The following is a 25,559-nucleotide window of genomic DNA, read 5'->3' on the forward strand; positions in this document are numbered from 1 at the left end:
ATATTAAAGAGCAACAAACTCGTCGATGCTATATAAATATAAATAACGTTCAGTAACAACTTTGTGAGTAATATTTTGTAAAGCCTCAGAATACCATTGGATTTGTAATCGATATCTATCTACAATTTCAATTTTAGTGTGAGCTTTTGTGGAATCAGTTTTGTAATCGATAATAATAATTTTGCCATTCTCTTCGAAATAGGCATCGACTATCCCGGAGATTAGACTTCTTCCCTCAGATTGGGGAAGCTGATACAGAAATGGTTGCTCTTTAAAACTAAACGCTGCTTTACGCATTCTATTAATTATAGCAGAATTTGCAAAGGAGACTAGTCGATCTATATTAGCTATTGCAAGAGTATTCTTGGCCAATTTGTTTTGGGCTATCATGGACTCGATATTTTGTCGAATAGACGTGTGATCAGTATACTTGAGATAATCCAAATGTTGGAATACTGCGTGAATAATATTGCCGTGCGATAATCCATCATAGCTTGATGAAGCGATAAACTTTGGAATATTAGAACTATAGGGTGCGCTAGAGATAGAATCGCTCATTTTGGTTTTGAGTTCTGATACAGAAATCTTTTGCGGCAAAGTTGTATCTAATATATGGCGATATTCATAGTCTAACTTTGCAAAGATCTCATCTTTTAGGCTATTGCTAGAGGTGTCGGTTGCTATTAGGTCGAATATATCTTGAATGACTTCGTTTGAACTAGGGGGTTCCACAAAGTCGGCATCTGCATCGGCAAAGCTTAAACGGCTATATTGCTTGATAATCCATTGGCCCATTGTTCCGGCATTAAAATTAGCGACAGATTCGGTTAGTGTATATGGATGGTGTGCAAGTGCAAGAATTATCCAGTTTAGATAAGAGTTTTGGTTGCGTATGAATATCGAATCTATATGCTCGGTAGCGTGTAACAAAGCATTGCTCAACAAGCTATCAAAACTGTTTGTAACGGCAGTTACGATAAGCTTTTCTTTGGCACGCGTTAATGCTACATATAAAATACGTATTTCCTCAGAAATGTTTTCGTTAAATATCTTATTTTTAATCGCCAAATAGGGCAAAGTTGTGTAATCTACATATTTTTCCATGTCCCTAAATTGCGCTCCCAGGCCTAATTGATTATGAAGCAAAATCGGCTGATACGTCTCCATTTGATTAAATCGCTTGTGTGCATTTGCCAATATTACGATAGGAAATTCGAGACCCTTGCTTTTGTGAATACTCATAATTTTAACGGTATTATTTTGGTCTACAGCTGATTTTGCTTGTTGTATAGATGCTTCATCGTTGCGTAATTGCTCCAAAAATATTAGAAAGTTAAATAAGCCAACTTTTGTATTTTGTTCAAAATCTATGGCAGTCTGCTTTAAAATTCTGAGATTGGCAGAACGAATGGCGCCATGGTCTAACATAGAAACGTATCCCAAATACCCAGTCTGTAAAAAAACTTGGTCGATAAGTTCACTCACGGGAACCATTTTGGACAACTTTCGAAAACCTTCAATCTCGGTAAAAAAATCTGCAAGCTTCGAATGTGGGTGCAATTGTTTATATGCGACACATGCATTATAAAAGCTCCCATCTGCATATGTGCGTATTTCAGATAGCTCGTCAAAATCCAGCCCCAATAACGATGAATGCAATACAGAAAGGAAAGGAATATCTTGATTTATATTATCGATGATTTTTAGAAAGTTGATCATAAGCTCTACTTCTGTAGCTTCAAAAAACGATTTGCTAATTTCTGCGTAAGCATCTACTCCCACTTTGTACAATGCGTTTTCGAATGCAGTAGAAACAGCTTTTGCACGCACTAATATTGCAATATCGCGAGGCTCAACAGCACGATAAATATCGAGATCTTTATCATAGACAATTTTGGGATTGCTATTGCCATCTAAAATATCTTTTACAATTTTGGCTATCATGGCGGCTTCGAGCTCGGCTTTATTCGAAGGCTCTTCTGCGTCATCTGCATCGAGGGTGGAAAGCTCCAATAAATGAAGTTCGCATTGCTTGGCAGTCTCATCAAATGTTGCGTATTCGCGACCAGCATACAGTCGTTGCGCTTGGTCATAGATTAAATCACCCACCGCAGGACGCATCAATCTTTCGAATATTTCGTTGGCAGCGTCTAAAATTATGGCACGGCTTCGAAAGTTATGTGATAAATCGATTCGTATATCTGCAGCGGCGGTAGGAGAAAATTGCTGAAATCTGTTATATTTATCCAGGAAAATCTTGGGGTTGGAGAGTCTAAATTTGTAAATGCTCTGTTTGATATCACCAACCATAAATCGAGTTGCACCGTTTGTGGCAATTGCCGATAAAATAGTTTCTTGAACATCGTTGACATCTTGATACTCATCGATATATATTTCTGAATAATACTTACCGAGTTCTTTGGCAACTGTGGTGGGAGCGAGGGCACCGTCAGATTCGGTAACCAATAATTTGATAGCATAATGCTCGAGATCGTTGAAGTCGAGAACTCCGAGGTCTTGTTTTTTCTCAGCATATCGAGTCTCAAATGTGGTAACGAGGCGTGCCAACTCCTTGAATATTGTACTAATGGATGCAGTTTTGCTAATAACAGTTGGGTCGGCCAATATTGCGTAGTTATCCTGCAAATATTTTAGGCGCGAAGTTGCAGTACTGGACAAAGACTTTGCGGCATCTTTGAGAGATAGATCACAAGCAGGACGCTTGCGAGATAAGGCGGCAATGTTGCAGTTAGCTAATGCAGAGACGATGTTTGCAAAGGAGCTTAGATCCATCTTCGATAAATTTTGGAGATTAAACCCTATGGAGTCGGCATAATGTAAAGGTCCGTTGGGTTTCTTTGCTATTACAAGTGCACGCTCCAGTAGAGTTTGAATGCTCTCGAGCTCCAATCTGAGATCTGCTGCTAAACTTGCTTCAAATGCGGCATTATCACCAGCTTCGAGTGTGGCAACTTGTTGGGCCAGCCACTTTTGCGGAAATACAGTACTTTGCGTAAATTTATAAATTTGCAATATCATAGAAGCGATGGCGTCCATCCCATTAACGCTTCCATAAGCATCGCATAACTGATAAAACGCATCGGATTCTTCTTCAAAAGCTGCCGTTAATATATCGGTTACTGCCAGGTTCTGTAACAAAGTGGCTTCTTGCTCGGTGCAGGTTCGCATATTGGGTTCAAGCCCTAGCTCGTTAAAATGGGTTCTAATTAATTTGCCGCAAAAAGAGTGAATGGTAGAAATAGATGCCTTTCCCAAAAGTCCCAGTTGCTTTTGTAAATAGTCGACCTCTTCACCATCGGCAGCGGTTGATAATGCATCGCCTAACTTTATTTCTATGCGTTCCTTCATTTCGCTAGCGGCAGCATTAGTAAAAGTTACGATGAGAAATCTATCTATATTCACTCGGTTTTTTCCAGTATTTAACACTCGCTTAATTACCCTTTCCGTGAGAACTGCAGTTTTGCCAGACCCAGCTGCGGCAGAAACCAAAATGTTTTTGTCCTGCAAATCTATTGCCAATTGCTGTTCAGTAGTAAATCCCATAATCTAAATCCTCTCTTACTCAATTTATCATATTATCTTTTGCATCAGATTTAGAAATCTTTTGCAATGTGTCATAGTTGTTGTTGGGCAAAGTTTCATCGAAGCCGCAAATGCCATGAAAGTTACAGTAGTCGCATCCAGTTTTGGTGCCAAGCTTATACGGAGTGATGCTGACCTTGCCCTCTAAAATTTGTTTGCCCAGGGCCGCAACTTGATTTATTATAAACTGGCGAATGGCCACAAACTCTTCGGCTGTTGCGGTGATTGCATTAGCATTTGGGGCACCAGATTTTGTATATGCCATATCTATAATTTGGTTGCCTAGCTCGGGCTCGATGGCTTTTGCGATGTCTGCATCATTGAGAGTGATACCAGATAGCTTGAACGTTTTCAAAAGCTTGTGCGCCATATCGGTTGCAGTTTCGCCAGGTTTATATGCAACTCGAGACGCATCTAACTTGAAGTAGTAGACTCCCGCAGTCTTTGCGTTTTTATTTATCTGCAAGTAGGCATCCAGATATAGTAATAGCTGTAGTTGTAGCGCGTAATATGCTTCTGTAAAATCAAATTGAGTATGACCAGATTTATAGTCGATAATTTTAATATACGTATCTCCGTCTGGAGTTAAATAAGCATCTACCCGATCGATGGTGCCTGTAAGACGCAAAGTTGTTTCGCCCAAGTTGATCTCTATTGCGGGCAAAGCGGCATCATTAAATTTGTATTCATATTCTGCAGGTACAAATTTACCGCATTTGAGTTGCGAAGCCATGGCGGTGATTGCGCGATTGCTCATAGCTTCGATGCGTTTGGTTAGATACTTCGTGTGGCCATTTTTGATTTTGAGCTTATTATTTTGGAGCATACTTTCTGAAACGGCAGTAGCGACCAATTGCTGTTGAGCATCTGGCGTAATAGTTGTCCAAGTAGAACCTGCTGCTTGTAAAAGTTTGGGATATATTTCCAAAACGCTATGAAAGATGGTGCCTATATCTGGAGTTCTAAATTTAAATAATTTGCGTTCGGAAGCCAAAAGGCCATATTCTATAAAATAGGCACAAGGGCAACGGCGAAACTTTTCTATTCTCGACACAGTGGTGACTTGGTTATTGCTATATAATTTTTTAGCGATATCAGTTTGTAATTTATCTTGTTGATTTGTGAAAAATAGTCCATTGACAGTTTGTACAATAGCATCGGGCTGATGTTGCATATACCACATTAAAGCATACTTATAGGAGTCATCCAAAGTGGCAATGCCGGCATTCTGTTTTATGGCCCTGCCAAGAGCAATGATTGCTTGTTTGCTAGTATAAATTTGGTCGGCAAACGTTGTAGCTGTGGTGGATGGTGCGTACATAGTAAACATCCTTTTTAGTCGAGTAAATATAATAGATGGTCTAGTGATTTTGCCGGAATCATCTCCTATCGAATATGATGCGAATAAATATCGACTAGGCTTGATGAGTGTTGAATAAATTTCGAGCTCACTGCCATATAAATTAGAATATATAAACAATTCATATAAATTCGGGTTTGCATTAAATAAATTAGCAGTTAGGTCCATATCAGAAAAAAGACTATCGTTTATGGGATTTGCAGGAAAGACCCCCTCGTTTAACCCAATTAAAAAGACAATCTTTTGCTTTGGCAGACGAGTTCTTGGTATTTCACCGACCAAAATCTGATCTTGCGTTGCAGGGATGGTACCAACTTTTTCGTGTTTAAAGCAAGTTGTCAGAATGCTTTTAAAGGTAGCGATATTGACATATTGATTTCCTAAGATATCAACTAAGCGATCAAGAATATCTAGGATTGTTTGATAAATGTGTTTATACTCAAGGGCTAAATTAAAATTTTTGGAAAGAGTGTGTTCGATTTCTGATTCTGATTTTGATTCCCAGCGAATAGTATTAGCAAAATTGATTTCTACCAAAAAATCGTAAAGGATGCGGCATAAGTTGGAGGTCAAAATTTTGCCACGATGCTTATGCGCGATTATTTTTTGCTCAATACCTAATATAATAGAAGCAACTCGAGTGCGAAGATCGTTAATTAGAGTTGAATCAGTTTCTTCTTCCCAGGCTTCTAGCCACTTATTTTTGTAATTTATGCCATGTTCGTATAGATAATTTTCTAGGTAGTCTATATCTTCATCAGCAAAGTCTGTTAATATGCCGCTTTTCAAAAATGATAATATGGCAGTCAAATTCCAGTGTTGCGTAATAACTTCTAGCAGGTTCAAAATAAAATTGACGGCAGGGTTTGCTTGAATAGTTTTTGTTTCATCTAAAAAATAAGGAATGTCATATTGACCTAAAACAGTAGTGAGGTGACTTCGATATAAATTAAGATTTCCTGTAATAATAGCAATCTCATTGTATCTGTAGGTGTCATCGCGAACGAAGCGTGTAATATTTTGTGCCACAAGCTCTATTTCTGACTCAAAATTTCTGCAAGCAAATAATCTAACGTTTGCGCTATCTCGAGGTTGCTTTATACTATGAGTTGCAAAGTAATTGTCCGCAATAAATTGGATATCAGCAGTTTTGTTGGCAAAGGCGGCATTGGTAAATTGCTTGGATACAGGAACAGCAAATTCAAAATTTATCAGCGTATTGTAGCTTTTGTAATATAGATGATTTTGATTTGAGCCAAGATACTCCTTGTCCATAGGCAGGGTAACAATCATTTGTCTTGCCATAGAATGCAGTTTCAGAAGCACTTTTTGCTGAGCAGTAGTAAAACTGTAAAATCCATCAATAATAATGAGGGCATCTTTATATGCTTCCGTTGTAGTTAAAGATTTTATGAGAGCATTAAGGCTACCTTCATTGGTCAAAAATTGGGTACTAATAAAGTCATAAAACCATTTGCTAATTTTCTGTATATCTGCCAACTTGGCTTTTAAGGTGCCCTCAACAGTGTCATCGCCTAGCTGTGTAATTCCAAAGTTTTCACAATTGGTAAGTAAAATATTTATTTTTTCCAAGAATCCATCTTTGTTATAGCTTGTGGTAAAGAAAGTAAGCTCGTGATGATGATCTTCGAGAACTTTTTTTAAAATCATAATGCGTTCGAGTTCATCTAAGATAGGTGTGGTGATGTTAGCTTTAAGTACCAATTTAGTAAAACTTGATACCTCCACTAGCAATAGACCGGGAGCCAGATACTGGGTAAGTTCTCGTTCAATTTCAAGACTAAACTGTTCTGGAACGATCATAATGATTTTGTCTTTTTTATTTTGCTTAAGAGTATTTTTGATTTTTTGATAACATTGGTATGTTTTTCCACTACCAGGTGGACCTATTAATATTTCCAAAATGATACACCTTTCTATACTAAAGTTGTCGCAAAGCCTTTATAATAATGTCGATATCGCTAGTAAATAATGGAGCGACAGAAAGTCGCAAGTTATTATTTGGTAGTGAGCTAAATAAGCTTCCAGGTGATACAACAATACTTTGTTCTAGCAATGCGGAAATGATGTTTTCTGAGTTGCCGTTATTTATAGAGAACCAGAAGAAAAGTCCGCTGGTGCTGCTGGTTTTTAATGTAGAGCTAAATTGAAACAGGTTGTATAAGTTATTAAACTTAAGATTACATTCAGTGATTAACTTGCATCGCAATGCCGCAAAATTGTTGGATTCGAGATAATATTTAATTAGCCGTTCGGTAATGGTAATTTGTATTGTATCAGTCAGTCGCTTTTGCAGCTGAAGTGGAAGTGCCACAAAGCTATAATCTAAGTATGGCAAATATAGTTTACAGAAGTTGAATAAATAGATAACACGATCGCTTTTGCAAAGGTCGTAGCAACTTTCGAGATTACCTTTATAGAGAAAGTCGCTGAAGGTGCCATCTTCGATGATATAAGCATCATATTTTTCGCATAAAGCAATGATAGCAAGTTTATTTTCTTTGCTATAGCTAATACCGGTAGGGTTTTGGTTATACGAACTTATAAAAACATAAGAGGTGGTTGGGTATTTGAGATAACTTTCTAGAATATCTAGATTGAGGCCATCTTTTTGTAAGGGCACTTCCAAAACCTTAAATCCAAGATAGCTGAGTGTTGACGTATAGCTCATGTCTCGGAAATTTTCAACGCAAATAGCAGCATTTGGCAAAAGCTTGACTAAATCCAATATAAAATTTTGAGTATCTTTAATTAATCGAACAGAAGTGTTATTTGCATGAACCCCAACAGTCTTAAAAAAGTTTGTAATAGCAATTCTAACCAACTGCTTTTCCCGATTTAGGGGATCATAAAAGCTGTCCCATCCATCGTTATCAAGAATGTCAATCATAATATCTTTGCAAATGTCTATTTTAAAAAGGTCACGTCTAAAATAGGTTTTGCTTGCAGGCACGAGTTCTTTTTTAAAATCCATATGCACATCGGGGCGAGGGGCAACGTACGTACCACTGCCAATATGGGCAATGACATAATTTTTGCTTTCGAGTAGTTTATAGGCATTAACAACGGTATCGCGATTGATTTTTAATTTGCTAGCCAACGCTCTAATGGTAGGCAATTTGGTTTTTGAGGGCAAAACTCCGGTGTCGATAAGCTTAGCTAATTCATCAGCTAATTGTATATACAACGGGGTGGGATCTGATTTTGAAATCTTAATAGTACAAAACATAAATAAGTTCCTCCTTTGTTACATGATATTAGTAAATGAAAAAAATATCCCTTTATGGAGCTTTTGCATATTTTTTATTAACTCGAATATCTGAACCAATAAATGTATATATAGCATAATTACCAAGCAATCGTGATTCAATGCGCTCTGAATAGTTGTGGCGCCATTCTGTTATGGCGGTATTTGTAGAAATTATAGTAGGTTTAAGTTTTAGGTGCCGCGAGTTTAGTACATTAAATAAATCTGGATTTATATAGTTCGTTGAAAGTTCTGTTCCCAAATCATCGATAATTAATAAATCCGCTGTAAATATGTCATCGAACATAGATCGATGCGCGTCGGTTGCTTCTTTGCGATTAAATCGAACGTTATCAAAACACTTAAAGAGTTGTATAGCCGATAAATATAATACGGTAAATCCTTTGTTTAATAAATCGTTGGCAATGCAAGTGCATAAGAATGTTTTGCCCAAACCTGCAGTTCCTACAAATACCATGTTTTGGTATTTTGGAAAATTTTCGGTAAATTGAATAACGTTGTCATAAATGTTTTGGATATTTTCACGCGGTGAAATTTGGGTTTTTGGCATTTTGGACGATATCGATTCTTTTGTATTTTTAGCAGATGCGTCGCTTGACTCAGTCTCTCTTGATGAAGGCGAAACTTCTGAAGAATATAGATGAAAATCAAAGTGAGCGAAAGTATCTGTTTTTAGTGAAGATGCGAGGTTAGATTGCTGACACGATAAATTAATTAAAGCTTGTTCAAAGCATTTGCAAGGTTGACCATCTATAAACCCTTCGTCCTTACATTTTGGGCATTCATATTGCAAATCTAAATACGTTGCCGCATAATTGTGATCCATCAATAGCTGTCGCTTTTCATCAATTAATGTTGTATTTTTAGTTCGAAATCTTTGAGAGAGATCATCGACATTAGACGTTTTCTCTAACATACATTTAACAAGATAAATTCCATTGCTATTCAAGGTTTCGTCGATTTTTTTTATTCGTGGAATCTCGGCGTAAATTGCTTCTTGAAGAGCCTTCTGTTTTTTTATATTAGTAAGACGTATTCGATCAAATTCTTTTATGAGTTGTTTATAATAAATATGTTTGTTATTGAGCATCTAAATTTGTCCTGTTCTAAGTTTTTCGTGATATGCTATTTCTAATTTTGCTAATTCATCGTAATCATATGTGCGAGAAAGCATATTGTTAAAGCGTGATACTTTGTTGTTAGTATTTTTAGGTTTACGAGGCTTGTTATTTTGGTAGTCTGCAATGACGGCTTGTGCATCTTCAACAGTTTGTACACCTTTTTCGTGCCAAGTAGTTAATATTTGGTTTAGATAGTTTAGGCTTGGGTTTGAAGCCTGTAAAGTCATTACTTTGCAGGCCTCGTATATAACCATAATAGAAAACTTTTCTAACCAATCGTTGATCATATTTTGGTGATTATAATTAATTTTAGAAGTGCTTATACCAGCTTCTGATAAGATATTGTAGTATTGCTTTGTTGCTGCTATTTGCATTTGTGCCTCCTCAATTGTTGTAATTTTGATTTCGCACCAATTCACGGCCACTTTTTCTATATAACGAACGTCAGTTTTTTGATTATTAGCACAATATTCAAGTAAAAAATAAATTAAATCTAAAGACATATTGAGCCAATCGTATAAACTCATAATAGTGCTCGCTTCAGGAAAGCTAAGAGGACGTCCAAAGTAATTTTCGGCTGTTCTAAGCAACTCTTTTGCCGAAGAATCAGCCTCCATATATCTATCTATTTCTTCTGGAGTATATATGGGCTTATTCTCAAAATGCGATAACGTAGTTTTTGTAATTTGAGTATTTTTGATGGGCTCCTTTGTAACCATAGAAATTGCTGGCTCGTGAGTATTAAATGTAATTTCAAAATGGTCAGAATTTGTTGTAGAAACATTAATTATATCCTTTTGGTTTAAAAACTGTAAGGATGACTGAACTTCAGATTGTGTCATTTCAAGATTAGAGGCAATAGCCTCTATATTTATAGATTTATCTTTTTGATTAGAAGCTTGCAAAAAAAGATAAACCTTTAGATGTTGAGGCTGCATTTTTGTTAAATAGGTTTCTAAAAACCAGCTGGGAATAGATACAAAGCTGGTTTTTTCTTTGGTAAATGTTATATTCATTGGTTCTCCTAAAAATTAGCTTTTTCCAAGCAGGGTATCGATAATTTGGTTTACATTTCCCGCACCCATAGTCATAATAATATCGCCAGGTTCGGTGGTAGTAAGTAAATAATCTGAAATTTCGTCAAAACTCTCAATATAAATAGAATTAGTTCCTTTATTTTGTAAAAGTTTCACGAGATCACGAGAATGTATGTCACCAGGATTAGTTTCACGAGCTGCATAAATATCGGTAACAATGATTTGTCCATATGTGCTAAGGGCATCTACAAACCCGTTTAAAAATGTTTTGGTTCGAGAATAGGTATGTGGTTGAAATACAACATATAGATTTTTGTGAGGATATTTGGCAACGGTATTTAAAGTTGCCTTAATTTCGCTTGGGTGATGCGCATAATCATCTATAAGTAAAATATCGTGAATTTTACCTCGCATTTCAAACCTACGTTTGGCTCCAGAAAAATGTATAAGATCTTTGGAAATTTCAGCAACAGGAATATCAAGAAAATGGCATACGGCAATAGCGCTTAAAGTATTTAATACATTATGTGTTCCTGTAAGAGCAATGGCTATATGAAATACAAACTCATTCTTATAATATACATCAAAACTAGGGCAAGCATTTGCATCAAAAGATATATTCTGCGCCGACCAATCAGCAGTTTTGCTAAGGCCAAATGTTTCTATGGGAGCAGCAATGTTTTTGATAGCAGGAGTATTTTGTAAAGCTGTTTCTTCTATAACTAGCAATCCCTGCTTGGGTATAAGAGATGCAAATTCTGTGAATGAATGTTTGATATCATCGAGATCCTTAAAAAAGTCCATATGATCTTCTTCTATATTTAGTATAACACCGACCATAGGATTAAAGTCAAGGAAGCTATTGTGATATTCGCAAGCTTCTGTTAAAAAATATTTTGTATCGCCAATGTGAATATTACCTCCAATAGAATCAACTATTCCGCCAACAGTAATAGTGGGATTATTGTTGGTATGAAGAAGTATATTGGCTAGCATAGAAGTGGTGGTAGTTTTGCCATGAGTACCAGCGATACAAATTGGAAACTCATATGTGGCCATTAAATCACCTAAAAATTCTGCTCGGGTTACAATTTTCTTGCCTAGTTCTTTGGCATACTTTAATTCTTCATTATTTTCATTTATGGCAGCTGTGATAACAACGAGATCTATATCCGTTGTTATATTATCTTTAGAGTGTGGAGTAATAGTAACTCCAAGTGATTCAAGATGATCAGTTATATCTGAAGTTTTTATATCAGAACCAGTAACTTTATGACCTTGTGTTACCATAATTTCTGCAAGGCCACTCATACTGATGCCTCCGATGCCGATAAAATGGATGTGTATTGTGTTGTTCATAATATTTTATTTCCTTTCTTAAATTTATAAAGTAACAGTTTCCGTAAATTATATGCGATTAATATAAGATATAAACATCATATTATAAAGTTTACCCGTTAATTTAAAAATTTAAACAATGTCATAGAAAATATTTCCATTTAAACTTTTGACGATTTTTATAAAATAAATGAATATTTATTGTACAAAAGTAATAAAATATAATTGGTAAACGTATTGTACAATTTTAAATTATGTGGTAAAATATAGTAGTAAAAAAATTTTGATAAGGGGAGAGATATATATATGCCTAAAAAAGAAATGATAGCTATGCTTCTAGCTGGTGGACAGGGAAGCAGGCTAGGCGTGTTAACACAACAAATCGCAAAACCAGCAGTAATGTTTGGTGGTAAATATAGAATAATTGACTTTCCATTAAGTAATTGCGTAAATTCAGGAATAGATACAGTTGGAGTTCTAACTCAATATGAGCCATTAATGCTCACTACACATATTGGAATCGGAATTCCGTGGGACTTAGATTTAAATTTATCACAAGGTGGAATCAGAGTACTTTCTCCATTTATGACAGATGGAAATAAAGGTGCTTGGTATAGCGGAACTGCGAACGCAATTTATCAAAACATTCGTTATATTGATTCATACAATCCAGACTATGTGTTAGTTTTATCTGGAGACCATGTATATAAGATGGACTATAACGAGATGTTAAATTATCATAAAGAAAAAGGCGCTGTTGCGACAGTAGCGGTTATCGAAGTACCATATGAAGAAGCTTCGCAATTTGGAATAATGAATACAGACGAATCATTAAAAATAGTCGAGTTTGAAGAAAAACCTAAAGAACCTAAAAGTAATCTTGCATCCATGGGAATATATATTTTCAATTGGAAAGAGTTGAGGGAGGCGTTAATAGCTGACTGCGATGTCCATGAAGATAGTGACTTTGGAAAACATATCATGCCTTCGCTATTAGATGGAGGTGCGCCAATCTATGCATATCCATTTAAATCATATTGGAGAGATATTGGAACAATCGAAGCATATTGGCAAGCGAACATGGGGCTCTCATATATAATGCCAGAATTTAATTTATATGATGCTCATTGGAGTATATATACAAACTCTGATAATCTTGCACCTCAATATATCAGTCAAACTGCGAATATCGCTCATGCATTAATTTCGAAAGGATGTACAATAGAAGGTGATGTACAAAATTCGATCATTAGTCCAAACGTTCAGATTGAAAAAGGATGTGTTATTAAAGATAGTATTATAATGCAAGGAACAATTGTTAAGAGTGGAGCTCATTTATATAGATGTATTGTTTCTGAAAACAGTGTAATTGGTGAAAATGTTACTATTGGCGAAGGAGAGAATATTCCAAATCATAATAAACCTCACGTATATAACAGTGGAATTTCAGTAATTGGAGCATATACCAATATACCAGCCGGAATTTGGGTAGGGAAAAATTGTGAAATAACTGGAGATACAAAATATGAAGATTATGAACACAATGCATTACAAAGTGGCGCTTCATTAATTATTGAAGGAGGTTTAAAATGAGAGCAGTAGGAATAATTTTGGCAGGAACAAAAAAAGGTGGATTAGGAATTTTAGCATCTCATAGAAATAATGCGGCGATGCCAGTTGGAGGAGCATATAAAGTTATCGACTTTAACCTCACAAACATGAGTGAATCAGGGATCAAATCTGTTGCGGTTATTTCTCAATATAATACAAGAAGTTTATCTGATCATATTTCATCATCTAAGTGGTGGAATTTTGGACGAAAGAATAGCGGTATATTTTTGTTAACTCCAGATATGCTAAATTCAGATAGCTTTTCATTTAAGGGAACCGCAGATGCTATCTATCAAAATATACACTTTTTAACAAAAAGTACTGATCCATATGTCGTGATAACTCCAGCAGATCAAATAATAAGAGTTAATTATCAAGATGTAATAAAATATCATATGGAAAAAAAGGCAGATATTACCTTATTATATAAAGACACTAACGACGTAGATTTAACCAATTATGGAGTTATGGAACTGGACGAAGACAGCCGCCTAGTGAATTTTGAAGAAAAACCACTAGAGCCGCAAACATCAAATGTGTCTTTGGGAATATATGTGTTTGAGAGAAAATTATTAATAGAGTTGCTAGAAGAGATCGCTAAAGAAGGTAGAAATAGTATTGTAGACGACATCATAATTAGATACAGAAAAAGACTGAAAATCTACGGATATCGTTTTGATGGTTATTGGAAAGCTATAAAAGATATTAAAAACTTGTATCAGGCTAATATGGACTTTTTAAACCCAAAAATTAAGTACGAAATATTTGAAGAAAAATCATATGTGTATACAAAAGCAAAAGATGATCCACCTGTAAAATATAGTCGAGAGTGTTCCGTAAAAAATAGTATCCTAAATGGGGGGGATATTATAAATGGAAATGTAGAAAACTCTGTGTTATCGCGTAAAGTATTTGTCGGCGAAGGTGCTGTTATCAAAAATAGCGTAATTATGGAAGGATGTACAATAGGGCGTGATGCTGTTGTAGAAAATGCAATTCTCGATAAAAATGTTTTGATAAGTAGTGGGCACAAAGTTATTGGAAGCGCAGATGATATTAAGGTAATAGAAAAAGATTATATAATCTAAAAAAACGTACTCATAAAAAAATGTAAGTGTAAAAAAACGAAAAAATATTAAAAAATATAAAGAAAATTAATTTTTTTATAAAAAACAGTTGATTTTTTTATAAATATGTTGTAAAATACTCCTATCACGTAAAAGTGATTTTAAGCCAATAATGGACAAGAAATTACGGAACCAAATAGGAGGGTTTTACTAATGGAAATTACAGATATCAGAGTGAGAAAAATCAATAAAGACGGAAAAATGAAGGCGGTAGTATCAGTAACTTTTGATAACGAATTTGTGGTACATGACATAAAGGTTATCGAAGGAGATAAAGGAAGATTTATCGCAATGCCATCACGTAAGACTCTTGACGGGGAGTTTAGAGACATAGCACACCCTATAAACTCTGAAACAAGAGACAAAATCCAAAAAACTATTTTAGAAAAATATGAGATGATTCAAATTTCCGATGAAGATACTTTTGAGGAAGTGGCGGCTTTTGAAGAATAAATTATTACATAGCTTCTTACACTAATTGTAAGAAGTTTTTTTTTGTCTATTTTTATAATAAAGAGAGGAGAAATATAAACGATGAAAAAAGCAGTTGCATTGTCATATAAAGCCGAGGCGCCAGAGGTAACAGCAAAAGGGAAGGGGAAGGTTGCAGAGAATATAATTGCTACTGCAGAAAAAAATGAGATTCCTGTATATGAAGATAAAAATTTGGCAAATCTTTTAACAGAGGTGGAGATAGGTAGTCAAATACCAGAAGAAGTTTATGAACTGGTGGCTAAAATTTTAATTATGGTGGGAGATATTGATGAACTATATGCGAAAATTAAATAGTAGAGAAATAGGTGCCAAGTATGAGCTTTTGGTGAAAAATTATTTACTAGATAAGCAATACGAAATTATAGAAACAAATTTTCGAACTAAAAATGGTGAGATAGACATAATTGCTAAGGCTGGTGAATATCTTGTGTTTGCTGAAGTAAAGTATAGATCCAAAAATCAATATGGGACGCCAAAAGAAGCTGTGACACTGCAGAAGCAGAGGAGGATCATATCCACTGCTAAGCAATATTTGTTTGCTACGCAATTGGATGCATTTTGTAGATTCGATGTAATCGAAGTTTTTGGTAATGAACACATTAATCATATTGTGAATGCATTTGAGGAGGCTTAATCAATGTTCACGTTTAAGGAATGGGAAAAAACAGCTGCGATACAAGCATACACTACACGAGATGGAGGCGTAAGCACCGGGGTTTATAGCTCCATGAATATGGGATTTTCTAGAGGTGACGCCGTCGCGGCTGTTATAACAAATTATAAAATAGTTGCAGATGCTATAGGTGTAGAGCTAGAGAGTTTTGTCGCATCTAACCAAACTCATACAAAAAATATTAGGTTTGTAAAAAAGTCCGATTGCGGCAATGGTGTAACAAAGCCAAATCGGTTTACTGATGTGGACGGAATATACACCAACGAAAAGGGTGTAACGCTGGTGACATACTATGCTGATTGCGTACCTCTATTTTTTTATGCACCAACCGTGACTGCAATAGGAATGGCGCATGCCGGATGGAGGGGCACTGTTTTGGAGATAGGTAAATCGATGGCAGTGGCATTTAATGAGCGGTTTGGAGTGCCGTTTTCAGAGATAGAAGTAGGAATCGGACCTTCTATCTGTAAAAACTGTTTTGAAGTACACAACGATGTAAGCGATATATTTATGGAAAAGGAAATATTTAAGGAATTTGTAACTGCTAATGCGGAGTCGGGAAAATTTAATATTGACCTATGGGCATGTAATAAAAAAAGCTTGGAAAGTGTGGGAGTATCAAAAATTTATGTTGCAGGCGAATGTACGTGTTGCCCGAACAATGCAGATAAGTTTTTTTCGCATCGGAGAGATGGTGCGGAGAGAGGCTTGGCAGCAGGGCTCATGGCAATAAGGTAGAATATGGCAATTGCTGCAGTTGTTGCAGCAAAAAAACAAATAATATAAAAAAGGTGTAAATATGAAAAAACATAGAATATGCGCAGTTGCAGAAGGCTCAATTGCAGAGGAATTAGGAATAGAAGCTGGAGATTTTTTAGTATCAATCAACGCAGAAGAAGTAGTGGATGTCTTTGATTACCGATTTTTAGTTTGCAGTGAAAATATTGAATTACTTATAGAAAGCAGTGATGGCGAAGAGGTTCTGCTAAGCTTTGAAAAAGATGAAGATGAAGACTTGGGATTGGTATTTGAAACAGATTTGATGGATGAGGTAAAAAGTTGTCAGAACAAGTGTAAGTTTTGTTTTATAGATCAGCTGCCACCCAATATGCGAAAGACCGTATATTTCAAGGATGATGATTGGAGGCTGTCGTATTTGTATGGAAACTATGTAACGCTGACAAATATGCTAGAAGAAGATTACGCTAGACTCGCCAAACATAAGCTTTCGCCGATAAATATTTCGATTCATGCCACAGATCCAGCAGTTAGAAGAGATATACTTACTAATAAGAGAGCGGGTGAAATTTTAGAACATATTCGACGAATTATAGGTTTGGGTATTCAGATTAATGCACAGATAGTTTTATGCAAAGGTTTAAATGATGGCAAAGTTTTAGATGATACTATTAAAGCGCTTAGTGAATTCATTCCCAACATTTTGTCGTTGAGCATTGTGCCGGTTGGAGTTACAAAATTTCGAAATGAATTGGCGCAAGTAGAGGTCTTTGACAAGCAGTCCGCCGCAGTAGTGATAGAAACAGTAAACAAGTGGCAAAAATTTTATCTGGAGAAAATGGATACGCGTTTTGTATTTGCAGCAGATGAATTTTATGTAGTTGCAGAAGAAAAAATGCCAAAATATGAAAATTATGAAGGGTTTCCGGTAATTGACAATGGCGTCGGAATGTTGGCTAAATTTAGATATGAGTTGACTAAGAGACTTGCTGAAATAGAAGAAAGCGACGTGGCGGCAAAATATATTTGTCCTGTTGGGGAAATTGCCTATGATTTTATGGCAAATAATGTTAAGCTAGTAAATGAGAAGTTTCCAGATATAGAAATAGATGTACGTAAAGTGAAAAACGAATATTTTGGAAAGACAGTCACCGTAACAGGATTGATAACAGCAGAAGATATAATAAAAAATTTAAAAAATGTAGATCTGAAAGGAAAAATAATTTTAATTGCTGATAACATGCTGAAAATGGATGAGGATATCTTCTTGGACAATAAAACCGTTGCGCAATTAGAAGCAGAGTTGAACAGCGAAGTACAGGTGATGCCGCACAGCGATGGATGCGCGTGGATTAACTTACTTGTATAGAAAAATTAAATGAGTGATGCAGAAGATGCACACACGGAAGGAACAGTTATGAATAAACCAGTAGTAGCGGTAGTGGGTAGACCAAATGTGGGAAAATCTACTCTATTTAATAGATTGGCAAAGGCAAAAATATCGATTATCGATGATACACCCGGAGTAACAAGAGACAGAATTTATGCAGATGCAGAATGGCTTAACAAAAAATTTACGCTTGTTGATACAGGAGGGATAGAGCCCGATAGCAACGACGTTATTTTATCGCAAATGCGAAAACAAGCAGAAGTGGCAATTGATACTGCAGATGTAATTATATTTTTGGTGGATGTAAAAACCGGAGTTGTAGATAGCGATATGCATGTTGCCAATATGGTACGCAAATCGCAAAAGCCAGTGGTGTTGGTGGTAAATAAAGTAGATGATATGGCAAAGTATCATATGGGGATATATGAATTTTATAGCTTGGGGCTTGGAGAGCCGATCCCTGTTTCTGCAAGTCAGCCGCTAAATTTGGGAGATATGCTAGATGAAGTATGCGCACATTTTCCAGAAGAATATGTAGAAATTGAAGATGAAGATGCTATAAAAGTTGCAATAGTGGGAAAGCCTAATGTAGGTAAGAGTTCTCTTGTAAACAAAATTTTGGGAGAAGACAGAGTAATTGTAAGCGATATAGCAGGAACAACGAGAGAAAGTGTAGATACTGAAGTTGTGATTGATGGGCAAAAGTATGTGCTAATAGATACAGCAGGGGTAAGAAAGCGTAAAAAAGTAAAGGAGGACATCGAAAAATATAGCGTAATCCGAACCATTTCTGCCATAGAACGAGCGGACATAGTTTTGATTTTAATTGATGCAAACGAAGGAATTACGGAACAGGATACGAAGATTGCTGGAATGGCTCATGAGGCAGGCAAAGGCTCGATAATAGTTGTAAATAAATGGGATGCTATCGAAAAAAATGACAAGACTATGAATCAGTTTACAAAAGAGCTAGTAAATACGTTGGCATACATGAAATATGCACCTTGCGCATTTATTTCTGCATTGACGGGGCAGCGAATAAACAAACTTTTTGATACTATAAAAATCATCGCTCAAAATCAAACGCTGCGTATCAGCACGGGAGTTCTAAATGATGTGCTTATAGAGGCAATGGGGCAAAATCAGCCGCCGTCAGATAAGGGCAAAGCATTAAAAATATATTATATGACTCAGGTAAGCATTAAACCTCCTACATTTATTTTATTTGTAAATGACAAAAATTTATTACACTTCTCGTATCAACGTTATATCGAAAATCAGATGCGTGAAGCTTTTGGGTTTAAGGGTACGCCGATTCACTTTATTGTAAGAGAGAAAGGGGCGAAAGATGTATAGAGTAATTATGCTCGTAGTTGGATACTTGTTAGGCAGTATCCAATCTGCAATAATCTATAGCAAATACATGAGAGGCAAAGATATTAGAGAGCAAGGAAGCGGTAATGCAGGCAGCACCAATGTCATTAGAATTTATGGCAAAAAGGCAGGAATTGCAGTGTTTTGTTGCGACATTGCAAAGGCTGCGATAGCCGTGGTAATTGCAAAGATTTGCTATGCGGATCATCAGATAATAGCAGCGCTTTATGCCGCAATTGGGGCAATAATAGGTCATAGCTATCCGATATATTTTGGATTTAAGGGTGGCAAGGGTGTTGCGGTAACTGTTGGCGCAATTTATATGATAGATATTAGAATTGGGTTGATTTCAACGATAGTTTTTTATATCAGCTTGAAATTATCTAAGATAGTTTCGCTAAGCTCTATGTTACTTACAAGTTCGGTGCCGGTATGCATCTATTTTTTATATAGAACTGCGCCGTATAGAAGAGAGGCAGTGATACTGGGATTTGTCATTGCTGGAATAACAATTTTTCGGCATCATTCAAATATTGGCAGAATGATAAAAGGAACTGAATCTAAGGTAGGAACCAAAAAGTAAATATAATTGGGAGATGACAACATGAATGTGACAGTATTAGGTGCAGGAGGCTGGGGACTGGCTCTGGCTTTGTTATTAAACGATAATAGAAATGATGTAACGATATGGTGTTTTGATGAAAAAGAGAAAGAAGAAATTTTATTGCATAGGGAAAATAAACGATGCTTTCCGGGAGTAAAAATTCCAATAGAAATATATATCACGTCCGATATGAGCGAAGCATTGGCAGAAGCCAAAATCGTTGTGGTGGCAGTGCCTTCGTTTGCGGTTCGTTCAACTGCCCAAAATATAGCAGCATATTTGCTAGAAGATGCGGTAGTTGTAAATGTGGCAAAGGGGTTGGAGCCCGATACGTTACGCAGGTTTTCGGAAGTGATTGCAGAAGAGATAGCTAACGACGTGGTCGTACTTTCTGGGCCAAGTCATGCAGAAGAAGTTGCAAGGCATATGCCAACAGCGGTAGTGGTGAGCTCCACAAACCTGGAGGCCGCTCGTGTTGTACAGGTAGTATTTACTGCTCCATATTTTAGAGTGTATCTAAACGAAGATATTGTGGGAGTGGAACTAGGAGGTGCTTTAAAAAATATTATTGCATTGGCGGCAGGGGCAATAGAAGGATTGGGATATGGTGATAATACTAAGGCGGCTTTAATGACGCGTGGAATTGCCGAAATTTCGAGATTGAGTGTTGCAATGGGTGCGCAAATCAATACGCTTAATGGGTTGGCAGGAATAGGCGATTTGATCGTAACTTGCACAAGTGGGCATAGTAGAAATAGGCGTGCAGGAGAATTGATTGCACAAGGATTTTCACTAGATGAGACCATCAAAAAAGTTAATATGGTGGTAGAAGGAATCCCGGCTACAAAAGCGGCATATCAGCTTAGCAAAAAGTGTGGAGTAGAAATGCCCATTACAGAAGCAATCTACAGGAGTTTATTTGAAGATGCCTCTGTAAGAAAAGAAATTAAGAAATTAATGTGCCGTGATGCGAAAATGGAAGAGTAGGATTATTTGATAAAATTTTCTGCTAATTCACTAAATAGTACATCTATTTTATCAAAATTCAGGTATTTAGAATGAATTTTTTTTGTATTGATAAGATCTTGATTTGCCTGGTCCATTGCAAAATATGCTTTATCGAGTAAAGACATAAATAAAGTAAAATCTTTATCAGACTCTGCAGCTATAGGTACAAGCGCTTCGTAGTCGACACAATGATCGAAATCGAAGATATCAGTTGGAAAGATTTTTGGCTTTCTAAATAGATTGCTAACTGTAATACCAAAAGAAAGTTCTGGTACAACTATATCTTCAATTTTGTCTTTGTCAAAAGGAGATAATGAGCAGGAGATATCATAGCCGTTGTGTAAAAAAAGATTGTGTAATCTACGCATTAGATCTTTAGACTGGCATACAAGATTTTCCTTAATTAGATATATAGTTTTGCTTTTGCCTATTAAAGTGTGAATATAGTCTACGATGCCATTACTGGTTAAAGCATAGCTATATAGATACGTAGCATGCCCGCTGCCGTTGCCTTCTTTTTCAGGAGCCAATTGAAATACATTCTTGATGCGCGCATTTTCATACTTTAACTTTGCAGATTTAAGCAAGCCTATTTCGGTAGAATAGAGATATGACTTATATATGGCCTGAGCGCTTTCGAGATAAAATTTAGATTTTTCCAAATTTCTTGTGAATGCAGAATTAAAAGTGTTTAATACAAATTCATCATCGTCAGATAACTTGCTTTTATCGATAAGCGAATCAAAATCAATTACTGTCCACGAATGTAGAGAGCTGCTAATATCAATGCTGTTCGTAGTTGTAATGAGTATGTTGGAATTTGTAATATAGATGCTATCAAGAAAAGAAGTATCGATAGTGTTGTGGTAAAAAATGATCTCCTGGCCTGTGTCTGCCAAAAAGTTGCCTAGACGTTTTAAAAATGAAGATTTGCCGGTGCCAACTGCGCCTTTAATAATATAGAGTGTAGATGTGTTAAGATGATCTAGTCTGTCACTAAGTAGTGAGCTTATACCTTTGTAAGTGTTGCTACTTGCAAATACGTGTTTGGTATTGCCTAAAGTATCCATACTACCTCCTAATAAGGAAATTTCTATCACTAATAATTATGTTAAAAAAGATCAAAGTATGCGAAGTGAGTTATACAAAACAAATCTATAATTGCAAATTATCGCGGATGCGACATTAATAGTAACAGATACATAACTGAATTTTTTGAAAGTTGCTTCAAAGAAATATTAAAAAATGATGTGTAAAACTTCAAAATTTTGGTAATAATCTTTATTATTAAAATTTTTGGGAGGTTTTTTTATGATAAAATTCATACTTTCACTGATAATAGTAGGAATTGTTGCGTTTTCGGCAACTTTTTTTTCAGTGAATAAATTTGGTTATGACAAAGATACTGTGCCAATTCCAAATTTGAATACAGAAACCGCTGCACCCGTTGAAATCGAGCAAGAGATTGTGATGGGTCCTCCGGTTAAAGAGATAAAAGATCCTGTGGTTTTGCCAACTACTAAAGTTGAGCAGATTGCTGTCGATCAGAATGGCGAGGTTGTTTCCACAAATGAGCTCAACGCATATTCTGTTATGGGTCTTACAAAAGAAGAATTGGAAGTGCTTTATGAAAGTTATGATGTTGTGGAGTTTAGTGACGACAAAGTTGTACTAGAAAAGAATGTTACTGTGGAACCACAAGAAGTGACATATTATTTGGGCATTATGGATAACGAAATAGGGATTTGCTTAGAGAATGGGTTTCAAAAACTGGGTCTACAAGCAAAGGATTTTTCGAGCTATGAGAACACCCTGCTTGCACATGAAGTCATTGCTGTATCGGAGGTAGATAAGTTAAAGCTAGAAGATAACCCTTTCTATATAGAAAGATTGCTACAAAATTTAAGCGAGTAGAGCGAGTAGATAGAAAAGAGGATAACATTGGAAGAGGTAGTGATCGTTGGAGGAGGAGCTGCAGGGCTTGCATGTGCAGTGCTGCTGAACAAAGCTTCTGTAACTATTTTAGAAAAAAATGATAAGGTAGGAAAAAAATTATTGGCAACAGGAAACGGTAGATGCAATCTCACGAATGAAAAACTATTGCCAGAAAATTTTCACTCACACTATAAAAAAAGTTTTTTTGCGCCCATTTCAGCCTTTGGATATGAACAAACTATCGAGTTTTTTGAAAACTTGGGAATTGTACCTATCTCAGAAAACGCAAAGATCTTCCCGGCTTCGGAACAGGCTAGTAGTGTACTAGATGTGCTACGAATTGCAGTCAATGCGGCAGAAGTTGACGTCGTGACAAATGCTGCTGTAGTTGATATTAAATATAAAAAAGGGCATTTTGCTCTAAAAACGATTGATGGGAAGGTATACACCGCGGCTAAAGTTGTAATAGCGACGGGAGGGCTTGCTGGCGTAAAAGAAGATTATACGATTTATAAAGTTTTGGAAAAATTAGGGCATAAAATCGAGCCATTACTTCCGACTTTGGTACACATAAAGTCAAATACAGTATATTGCAAAATGTTACAAGGAACAAGAGTTAAAGCAAAAGTGACGGCAGGAGATAAAACGGAGTATGGAGAAGTTTTATTTACAGAAGATGGGTTATCGGGCCCGGCAATATTTAATATAAGTAGGCAAATTTCTAATGCGCTCACCACAGAAATAACGCTAGATTTGGTGAAAGATCTAACGGAAGAAGAAGTTATTGCAATGATTTATTCGAGGATTGCAAAAAATCCGCATCACACAGTTGCGGAAATGTTTTTGGGATGGCAAAACAAAAAGGTTGCTATTTCAATTATCAAGGCAGCCGATCTAGGAAAAGCAACACGCAGCGTGGACACCCTGGAATATGAAGAGGTTGAGAATTTGGCCAAAACCATGAAATCGCTTAAATTTGCCATTACAGGGACTCGGTCATTTAAATTTGCACAAGCAACTATAGGAGGGGTAAGTCTAGAAGATATTGATATTGCAACAATGGAGTCGAAAAAGATCAAAGGCCTATATTTTATGGGAGAAGTGGTAGATGTAGATGGAGATTGCGGAGGATATAATTTGCAATGGGCGTGGTCGACGGCAGCCGCAGTTGCTAGAAGTATATATAGCAGTTAAAAGGGAGACATAGAAATGATTAGAGTGAATGAAGTTAGTCTCAAATTAGATGAAAGCGAGGATTTGCTATTAGCTAAAGTGGTTAAACAGTTGAGAATAGGTGCTGCAGATGTAATAGATTTAAGGATAATTCGCAAGTCTATTGATGCGCGAAAGAGAGAGATCAAATTTGTTTACACCGTGGATGTTGCCACAACAAAAGATGAGCAGCTGATACGAGAAAAGCGAGCGACTAAATCGGATATTGTTCCGTATGAGTATCCGGCAAGGGGATCTGCTGCGTTGGGGGCTAGACCCGTAATTGTCGGAGCAGGGCCATGCGGCTTGTTTGCTGCGCTAATTTTGGCACAAAGTGGTTATAAGCCTTTGGTGGTAGAGCGAGGAAGCGAAGTAGATGTACGAGTTGAAGATGTAAAAAAATTTTGGGAAAGCCGAGTATTGGATCAAAACTCTAATGTACAATTTGGAGAAGGTGGTGCAGGAACATTTTCTGATGGCAAGTTGACCACTCAAATCAAGAATCCTAGATGTCGAAAAGTGTTGGAAGAATTTGTTAAATTCGGTGCGCCAGAGGATGTCTTATATAAGCATAAACCGCATATTGGTACAGATTTGTTAAGGTCAATTATTGTAAAAATGCGTAAGGAAATTGAGCATCTTGGTGGCACGTTTATGTTTAATGCAAAGCTAGCGGATCTGCAAATAGAAGATGATCAGCTAAAAGCAATAGCTGTGCAAAATACAAAGTCGAACGAAGTATGGAAAATCCCTGCAACAGCATGTGTACTAGCGTTGGGACATAGCGCGAGAGATACCTTTAGAATGTTGGCACAAACCTCGGTTAAAATGGAGCAAAAGCCGTTTGCTATGGGTGTAAGAATCGAGCATAAGCAAGAGTGGATTAACAAGGCTCAGTATGGGGAGTTTCAAAATCACCCAGCGTTAGAGGCTGCAGACTATAAATTATCTTGTAAAGTTGGAGATAAGAATGTGTATAGCTTTTGCATGTGTCCTGGAGGAGTTGTTGTGGGAGCCAGCTCTCAAGAAGGGCGAGTGGTGACAAATGGAATGAGCTTTTATAAACGCGATGGAGATAATGCTAACAGCGCCTTGCTGGTAAATGTTGCCCGAGAAGATTTTGCAACAGCCGATGCTTTGGAAGGGGTGCGCATGCAAGAATCGCTGGAATCGTTGGCATTCGACATTGCAGGACGTAATTATAATGCACCGATTCAGAGAGTAGAAGATTTTTTGAATAATATTACAACAACCAAAATTGGAAGCGTTGAGCCAACATACAAGCCGGGCGTAACGATGGTGAATTTGAGAGAGCATATGTCGCGAGAAGTGGGTGATGCAATAGCAGATGCGCTTGTAGCGTTTGGCAAAAAAATTGAAGGCTTCGATCATAAAGATGCAATTATCACAGGCTTTGAAACAAGAAGCTCATCTCCTATCAAAATAACGCGTGATGCAAACTTTGAAAGCAATGTAGGAGGAGTTTATCCTGCAGGAGAAGGGGCTGGATATGCAGGAGGTATAATGTCTGCCGCAGTAGATGGAATTCAGGTTGCAGAAAAAATAATTGGCAAATTTTTACCATGATATAAGAGATTCATTATCTTTCTAACATAGATTTAGAGTTATTGCATAGAATACGTA

20 protein-coding genes are annotated in these 25,559 nt (G+C 36.5%); 13 read left to right on the forward strand and 7 right to left on the reverse strand.

Translation table 11 applies throughout. The features are described from left to right. Positions 1 to 3: 3 nt before the first annotated feature. The 6 genes from addA to murC are packed head-to-tail and all read right to left on the reverse strand — an operon-like array spanning position 4 to position 11,769. The gene (gene addA / locus PCY70_RS02070; RefSeq protein WP_305768251.1) at positions 4 to 3,564 is read right to left on the reverse strand and encodes a helicase-exonuclease AddAB subunit AddA; all 3,561 of its coding nucleotides are present in this window, start codon (positions 3,562 to 3,564) and stop codon (positions 4 to 6) included. A 19-nt stretch (positions 3,565 to 3,583) separates the two neighbouring features. Further along, complete coding sequence (locus PCY70_RS02075; protein ID WP_305768252.1) at positions 3,584 to 6,886, reverse strand: PD-(D/E)XK nuclease family protein; 3,303 nt, start codon at positions 6,884 to 6,886, stop codon at positions 3,584 to 3,586. A gap of 19 nt (positions 6,887 to 6,905) precedes the next feature. Beyond that, positions 6,906 to 8,213, reverse strand: a complete 1,308-nt coding sequence (locus PCY70_RS02080; protein ID WP_010166927.1) for an aminotransferase-like domain-containing protein — start codon at positions 8,211 to 8,213, stop codon at positions 6,906 to 6,908. 52 nt (positions 8,214 to 8,265) lie between these two features. Next, positions 8,266 to 9,342 (reverse strand): ATP-binding protein, encoded by a 1,077-nt coding sequence (locus PCY70_RS02085; protein WP_305768253.1) that lies wholly within the window; start codon positions 9,340 to 9,342, stop codon positions 8,266 to 8,268. Beyond that, the gene (locus PCY70_RS02090) at positions 9,343 to 10,389 is read right to left on the reverse strand and encodes a DnaD domain protein (RefSeq protein WP_305768254.1); all 1,047 of its coding nucleotides are present in this window, start codon (positions 10,387 to 10,389) and stop codon (positions 9,343 to 9,345) included. Between the two features lie 15 nt (positions 10,390 to 10,404). After that, on the reverse strand, positions 10,405 to 11,769 hold the full coding sequence (murC, locus tag PCY70_RS02095) for a UDP-N-acetylmuramate--L-alanine ligase (protein ID WP_305768255.1): 1,365 nt from the start codon (positions 11,767 to 11,769) through the stop codon (positions 10,405 to 10,407). Positions 11,770 to 12,054: 285 nt separating this feature from the next. Between murC and PCY70_RS02100 the strand changes: the two genes are divergently transcribed. The 10 genes from PCY70_RS02100 (at position 12,055) to PCY70_RS02145 (ending at position 20,747) form a co-directional block, all read left to right on the forward strand. Continuing rightward, complete coding sequence (locus tag PCY70_RS02100) at positions 12,055 to 13,341, forward strand: glucose-1-phosphate adenylyltransferase (protein ID WP_010166935.1); 1,287 nt, start codon at positions 12,055 to 12,057, stop codon at positions 13,339 to 13,341. Beyond that, positions 13,338 to 14,447, forward strand: a complete 1,110-nt coding sequence (glgD, locus tag PCY70_RS02105) for a glucose-1-phosphate adenylyltransferase subunit GlgD (protein ID WP_305768256.1) — start codon at positions 13,338 to 13,340, stop codon at positions 14,445 to 14,447. Before PCY70_RS02100 ends, glgD begins: the two co-directional genes overlap by 4 nt. A gap of 192 nt (positions 14,448 to 14,639) precedes the next feature. Then, complete coding sequence (gene spoVG / locus PCY70_RS02110; protein WP_305768257.1) at positions 14,640 to 14,939, forward strand: septation regulator SpoVG; 300 nt, start codon at positions 14,640 to 14,642, stop codon at positions 14,937 to 14,939. A gap of 81 nt (positions 14,940 to 15,020) precedes the next feature. Further along, positions 15,021 to 15,275, forward strand: a complete 255-nt coding sequence (locus PCY70_RS02115) for an EscU/YscU/HrcU family type III secretion system export apparatus switch protein (protein ID WP_010166943.1) — start codon at positions 15,021 to 15,023, stop codon at positions 15,273 to 15,275. Further along, positions 15,250 to 15,615, forward strand: a complete 366-nt coding sequence (locus tag PCY70_RS02120; RefSeq protein WP_305768258.1) for a YraN family protein — start codon at positions 15,250 to 15,252, stop codon at positions 15,613 to 15,615. The genes PCY70_RS02115 and PCY70_RS02120 overlap by 26 nt, the downstream gene beginning before the upstream one ends. A gap of 3 nt (positions 15,616 to 15,618) precedes the next feature. Further along, positions 15,619 to 16,392, forward strand: a complete 774-nt coding sequence (gene pgeF, locus PCY70_RS02125; RefSeq protein WP_305768259.1) for a peptidoglycan editing factor PgeF — start codon at positions 15,619 to 15,621, stop codon at positions 16,390 to 16,392. 61 nt (positions 16,393 to 16,453) lie between these two features. Continuing rightward, a complete protein-coding gene (locus PCY70_RS02130; RefSeq protein WP_010166946.1) occupies positions 16,454 to 17,761 on the forward strand; it encodes a DUF512 domain-containing protein in 1,308 nt (435 codons plus the stop codon). Between the two features lie 48 nt (positions 17,762 to 17,809). Next, positions 17,810 to 19,138 carry a ribosome biogenesis GTPase Der gene (der, locus tag PCY70_RS02135; protein ID WP_305768260.1) on the forward strand — a complete coding sequence of 443 codons (1,329 nt, stop codon included), beginning with the start codon at positions 17,810 to 17,812 and terminating at the stop codon, positions 19,136 to 19,138. Continuing rightward, positions 19,131 to 19,739, forward strand: a complete 609-nt coding sequence (gene plsY / locus PCY70_RS02140) for a glycerol-3-phosphate 1-O-acyltransferase PlsY (RefSeq protein WP_010166948.1) — start codon at positions 19,131 to 19,133, stop codon at positions 19,737 to 19,739. Before der ends, plsY begins: the two co-directional genes overlap by 8 nt. A gap of 21 nt (positions 19,740 to 19,760) precedes the next feature. After that, positions 19,761 to 20,747 carry an NAD(P)H-dependent glycerol-3-phosphate dehydrogenase gene (locus tag PCY70_RS02145; protein WP_305768261.1) on the forward strand — a complete coding sequence of 329 codons (987 nt, stop codon included), beginning with the start codon at positions 19,761 to 19,763 and terminating at the stop codon, positions 20,745 to 20,747. 2 nt (positions 20,748 to 20,749) lie between these two features. On the opposite strand, the gene PCY70_RS02150 is transcribed toward PCY70_RS02145, so the two are convergent. Further along, positions 20,750 to 21,838 carry a hypothetical protein gene (locus tag PCY70_RS02150; protein ID WP_305768262.1) on the reverse strand — a complete coding sequence of 363 codons (1,089 nt, stop codon included), beginning with the start codon at positions 21,836 to 21,838 and terminating at the stop codon, positions 20,750 to 20,752. A gap of 241 nt (positions 21,839 to 22,079) precedes the next feature. Between PCY70_RS02150 and PCY70_RS02155 the strand changes: the two genes are divergently transcribed. Genes PCY70_RS02155 through PCY70_RS02165 form a run of 3 tightly spaced genes read left to right on the forward strand, consistent with a single transcriptional unit; the run spans position 22,080 to position 25,502 of the window. Next, the gene (locus PCY70_RS02155; protein WP_305768263.1) at positions 22,080 to 22,682 is read left to right on the forward strand and encodes a hypothetical protein; all 603 of its coding nucleotides are present in this window, start codon (positions 22,080 to 22,082) and stop codon (positions 22,680 to 22,682) included. A gap of 27 nt (positions 22,683 to 22,709) precedes the next feature. Then, a complete protein-coding gene (locus PCY70_RS02160) occupies positions 22,710 to 23,897 on the forward strand; it encodes a BaiN/RdsA family NAD(P)/FAD-dependent oxidoreductase (RefSeq protein ID WP_305768264.1) in 1,188 nt (395 codons plus the stop codon). A gap of 15 nt (positions 23,898 to 23,912) precedes the next feature. Beyond that, positions 23,913 to 25,502: an NAD(P)/FAD-dependent oxidoreductase gene (locus PCY70_RS02165; RefSeq protein ID WP_305768265.1), complete on the forward strand. Its 1,590-nt coding sequence runs from the start codon at positions 23,913 to 23,915 to the stop codon at positions 25,500 to 25,502. Positions 25,503 to 25,559 lie beyond the last annotated feature (57 nt).

Origin of the sequence: Candidatus Epulonipiscium viviparus (assembly GCF_030708075.1) — a bacterium.
GTDB lineage: Bacteria > Bacillota > Clostridia > Lachnospirales > Cellulosilyticaceae > Epulonipiscioides > Epulonipiscioides viviparus.

Bases quoted from the DNA above. Each gene is read 5' to 3' on its own strand.
- PCY70_RS02165 (WP_305768265.1), top strand. From the start codon at position 23,913: ATGATTAGAGTGAATGAAGTTAGTCTCAAATTAGATGAAAGCGAGGAT.
- der (WP_305768260.1), top strand. From the start codon at position 17,810: ATGAATAAACCAGTAGTAGCGGTAGTGGGTAGACCAAATGTGGGAAAA.
- PCY70_RS02085 (WP_305768253.1), bottom strand. From the start codon at position 9,342: ATGCTCAATAACAAACATATTTATTATAAACAACTCATAAAAGAATTT.
- PCY70_RS02090 (WP_305768254.1), bottom strand. From the start codon at position 10,389: ATGAATATAACATTTACCAAAGAAAAAACCAGCTTTGTATCTATTCCC.
- PCY70_RS02100 (WP_010166935.1), top strand. From the start codon at position 12,055: ATGCCTAAAAAAGAAATGATAGCTATGCTTCTAGCTGGTGGACAGGGA.
- PCY70_RS02155 (WP_305768263.1), top strand. From the start codon at position 22,080: ATGATAAAATTCATACTTTCACTGATAATAGTAGGAATTGTTGCGTTT.
- glgD (WP_305768256.1), top strand. From the start codon at position 13,338: ATGAGAGCAGTAGGAATAATTTTGGCAGGAACAAAAAAAGGTGGATTA.
- addA (WP_305768251.1), bottom strand. From the start codon at position 3,564: ATGGGATTTACTACTGAACAGCAATTGGCAATAGATTTGCAGGACAAA.
- PCY70_RS02115 (WP_010166943.1), top strand. From the start codon at position 15,021: ATGAAAAAAGCAGTTGCATTGTCATATAAAGCCGAGGCGCCAGAGGTA.
- PCY70_RS02150 (WP_305768262.1), bottom strand. From the start codon at position 21,838: ATGGATACTTTAGGCAATACCAAACACGTATTTGCAAGTAGCAACACT.
- murC (WP_305768255.1), bottom strand. From the start codon at position 11,769: ATGAACAACACAATACACATCCATTTTATCGGCATCGGAGGCATCAGT.
- plsY (WP_010166948.1), top strand. From the start codon at position 19,131: ATGTATAGAGTAATTATGCTCGTAGTTGGATACTTGTTAGGCAGTATC.
- PCY70_RS02145 (WP_305768261.1), top strand. From the start codon at position 19,761: ATGAATGTGACAGTATTAGGTGCAGGAGGCTGGGGACTGGCTCTGGCT.
- PCY70_RS02120 (WP_305768258.1), top strand. From the start codon at position 15,250: ATGAACTATATGCGAAAATTAAATAGTAGAGAAATAGGTGCCAAGTAT.
- PCY70_RS02130 (WP_010166946.1), top strand. From the start codon at position 16,454: ATGAAAAAACATAGAATATGCGCAGTTGCAGAAGGCTCAATTGCAGAG.
- pgeF (WP_305768259.1), top strand. From the start codon at position 15,619: ATGTTCACGTTTAAGGAATGGGAAAAAACAGCTGCGATACAAGCATAC.
- spoVG (WP_305768257.1), top strand. From the start codon at position 14,640: ATGGAAATTACAGATATCAGAGTGAGAAAAATCAATAAAGACGGAAAA.
- PCY70_RS02080 (WP_010166927.1), bottom strand. From the start codon at position 8,213: ATGTTTTGTACTATTAAGATTTCAAAATCAGATCCCACCCCGTTGTAT.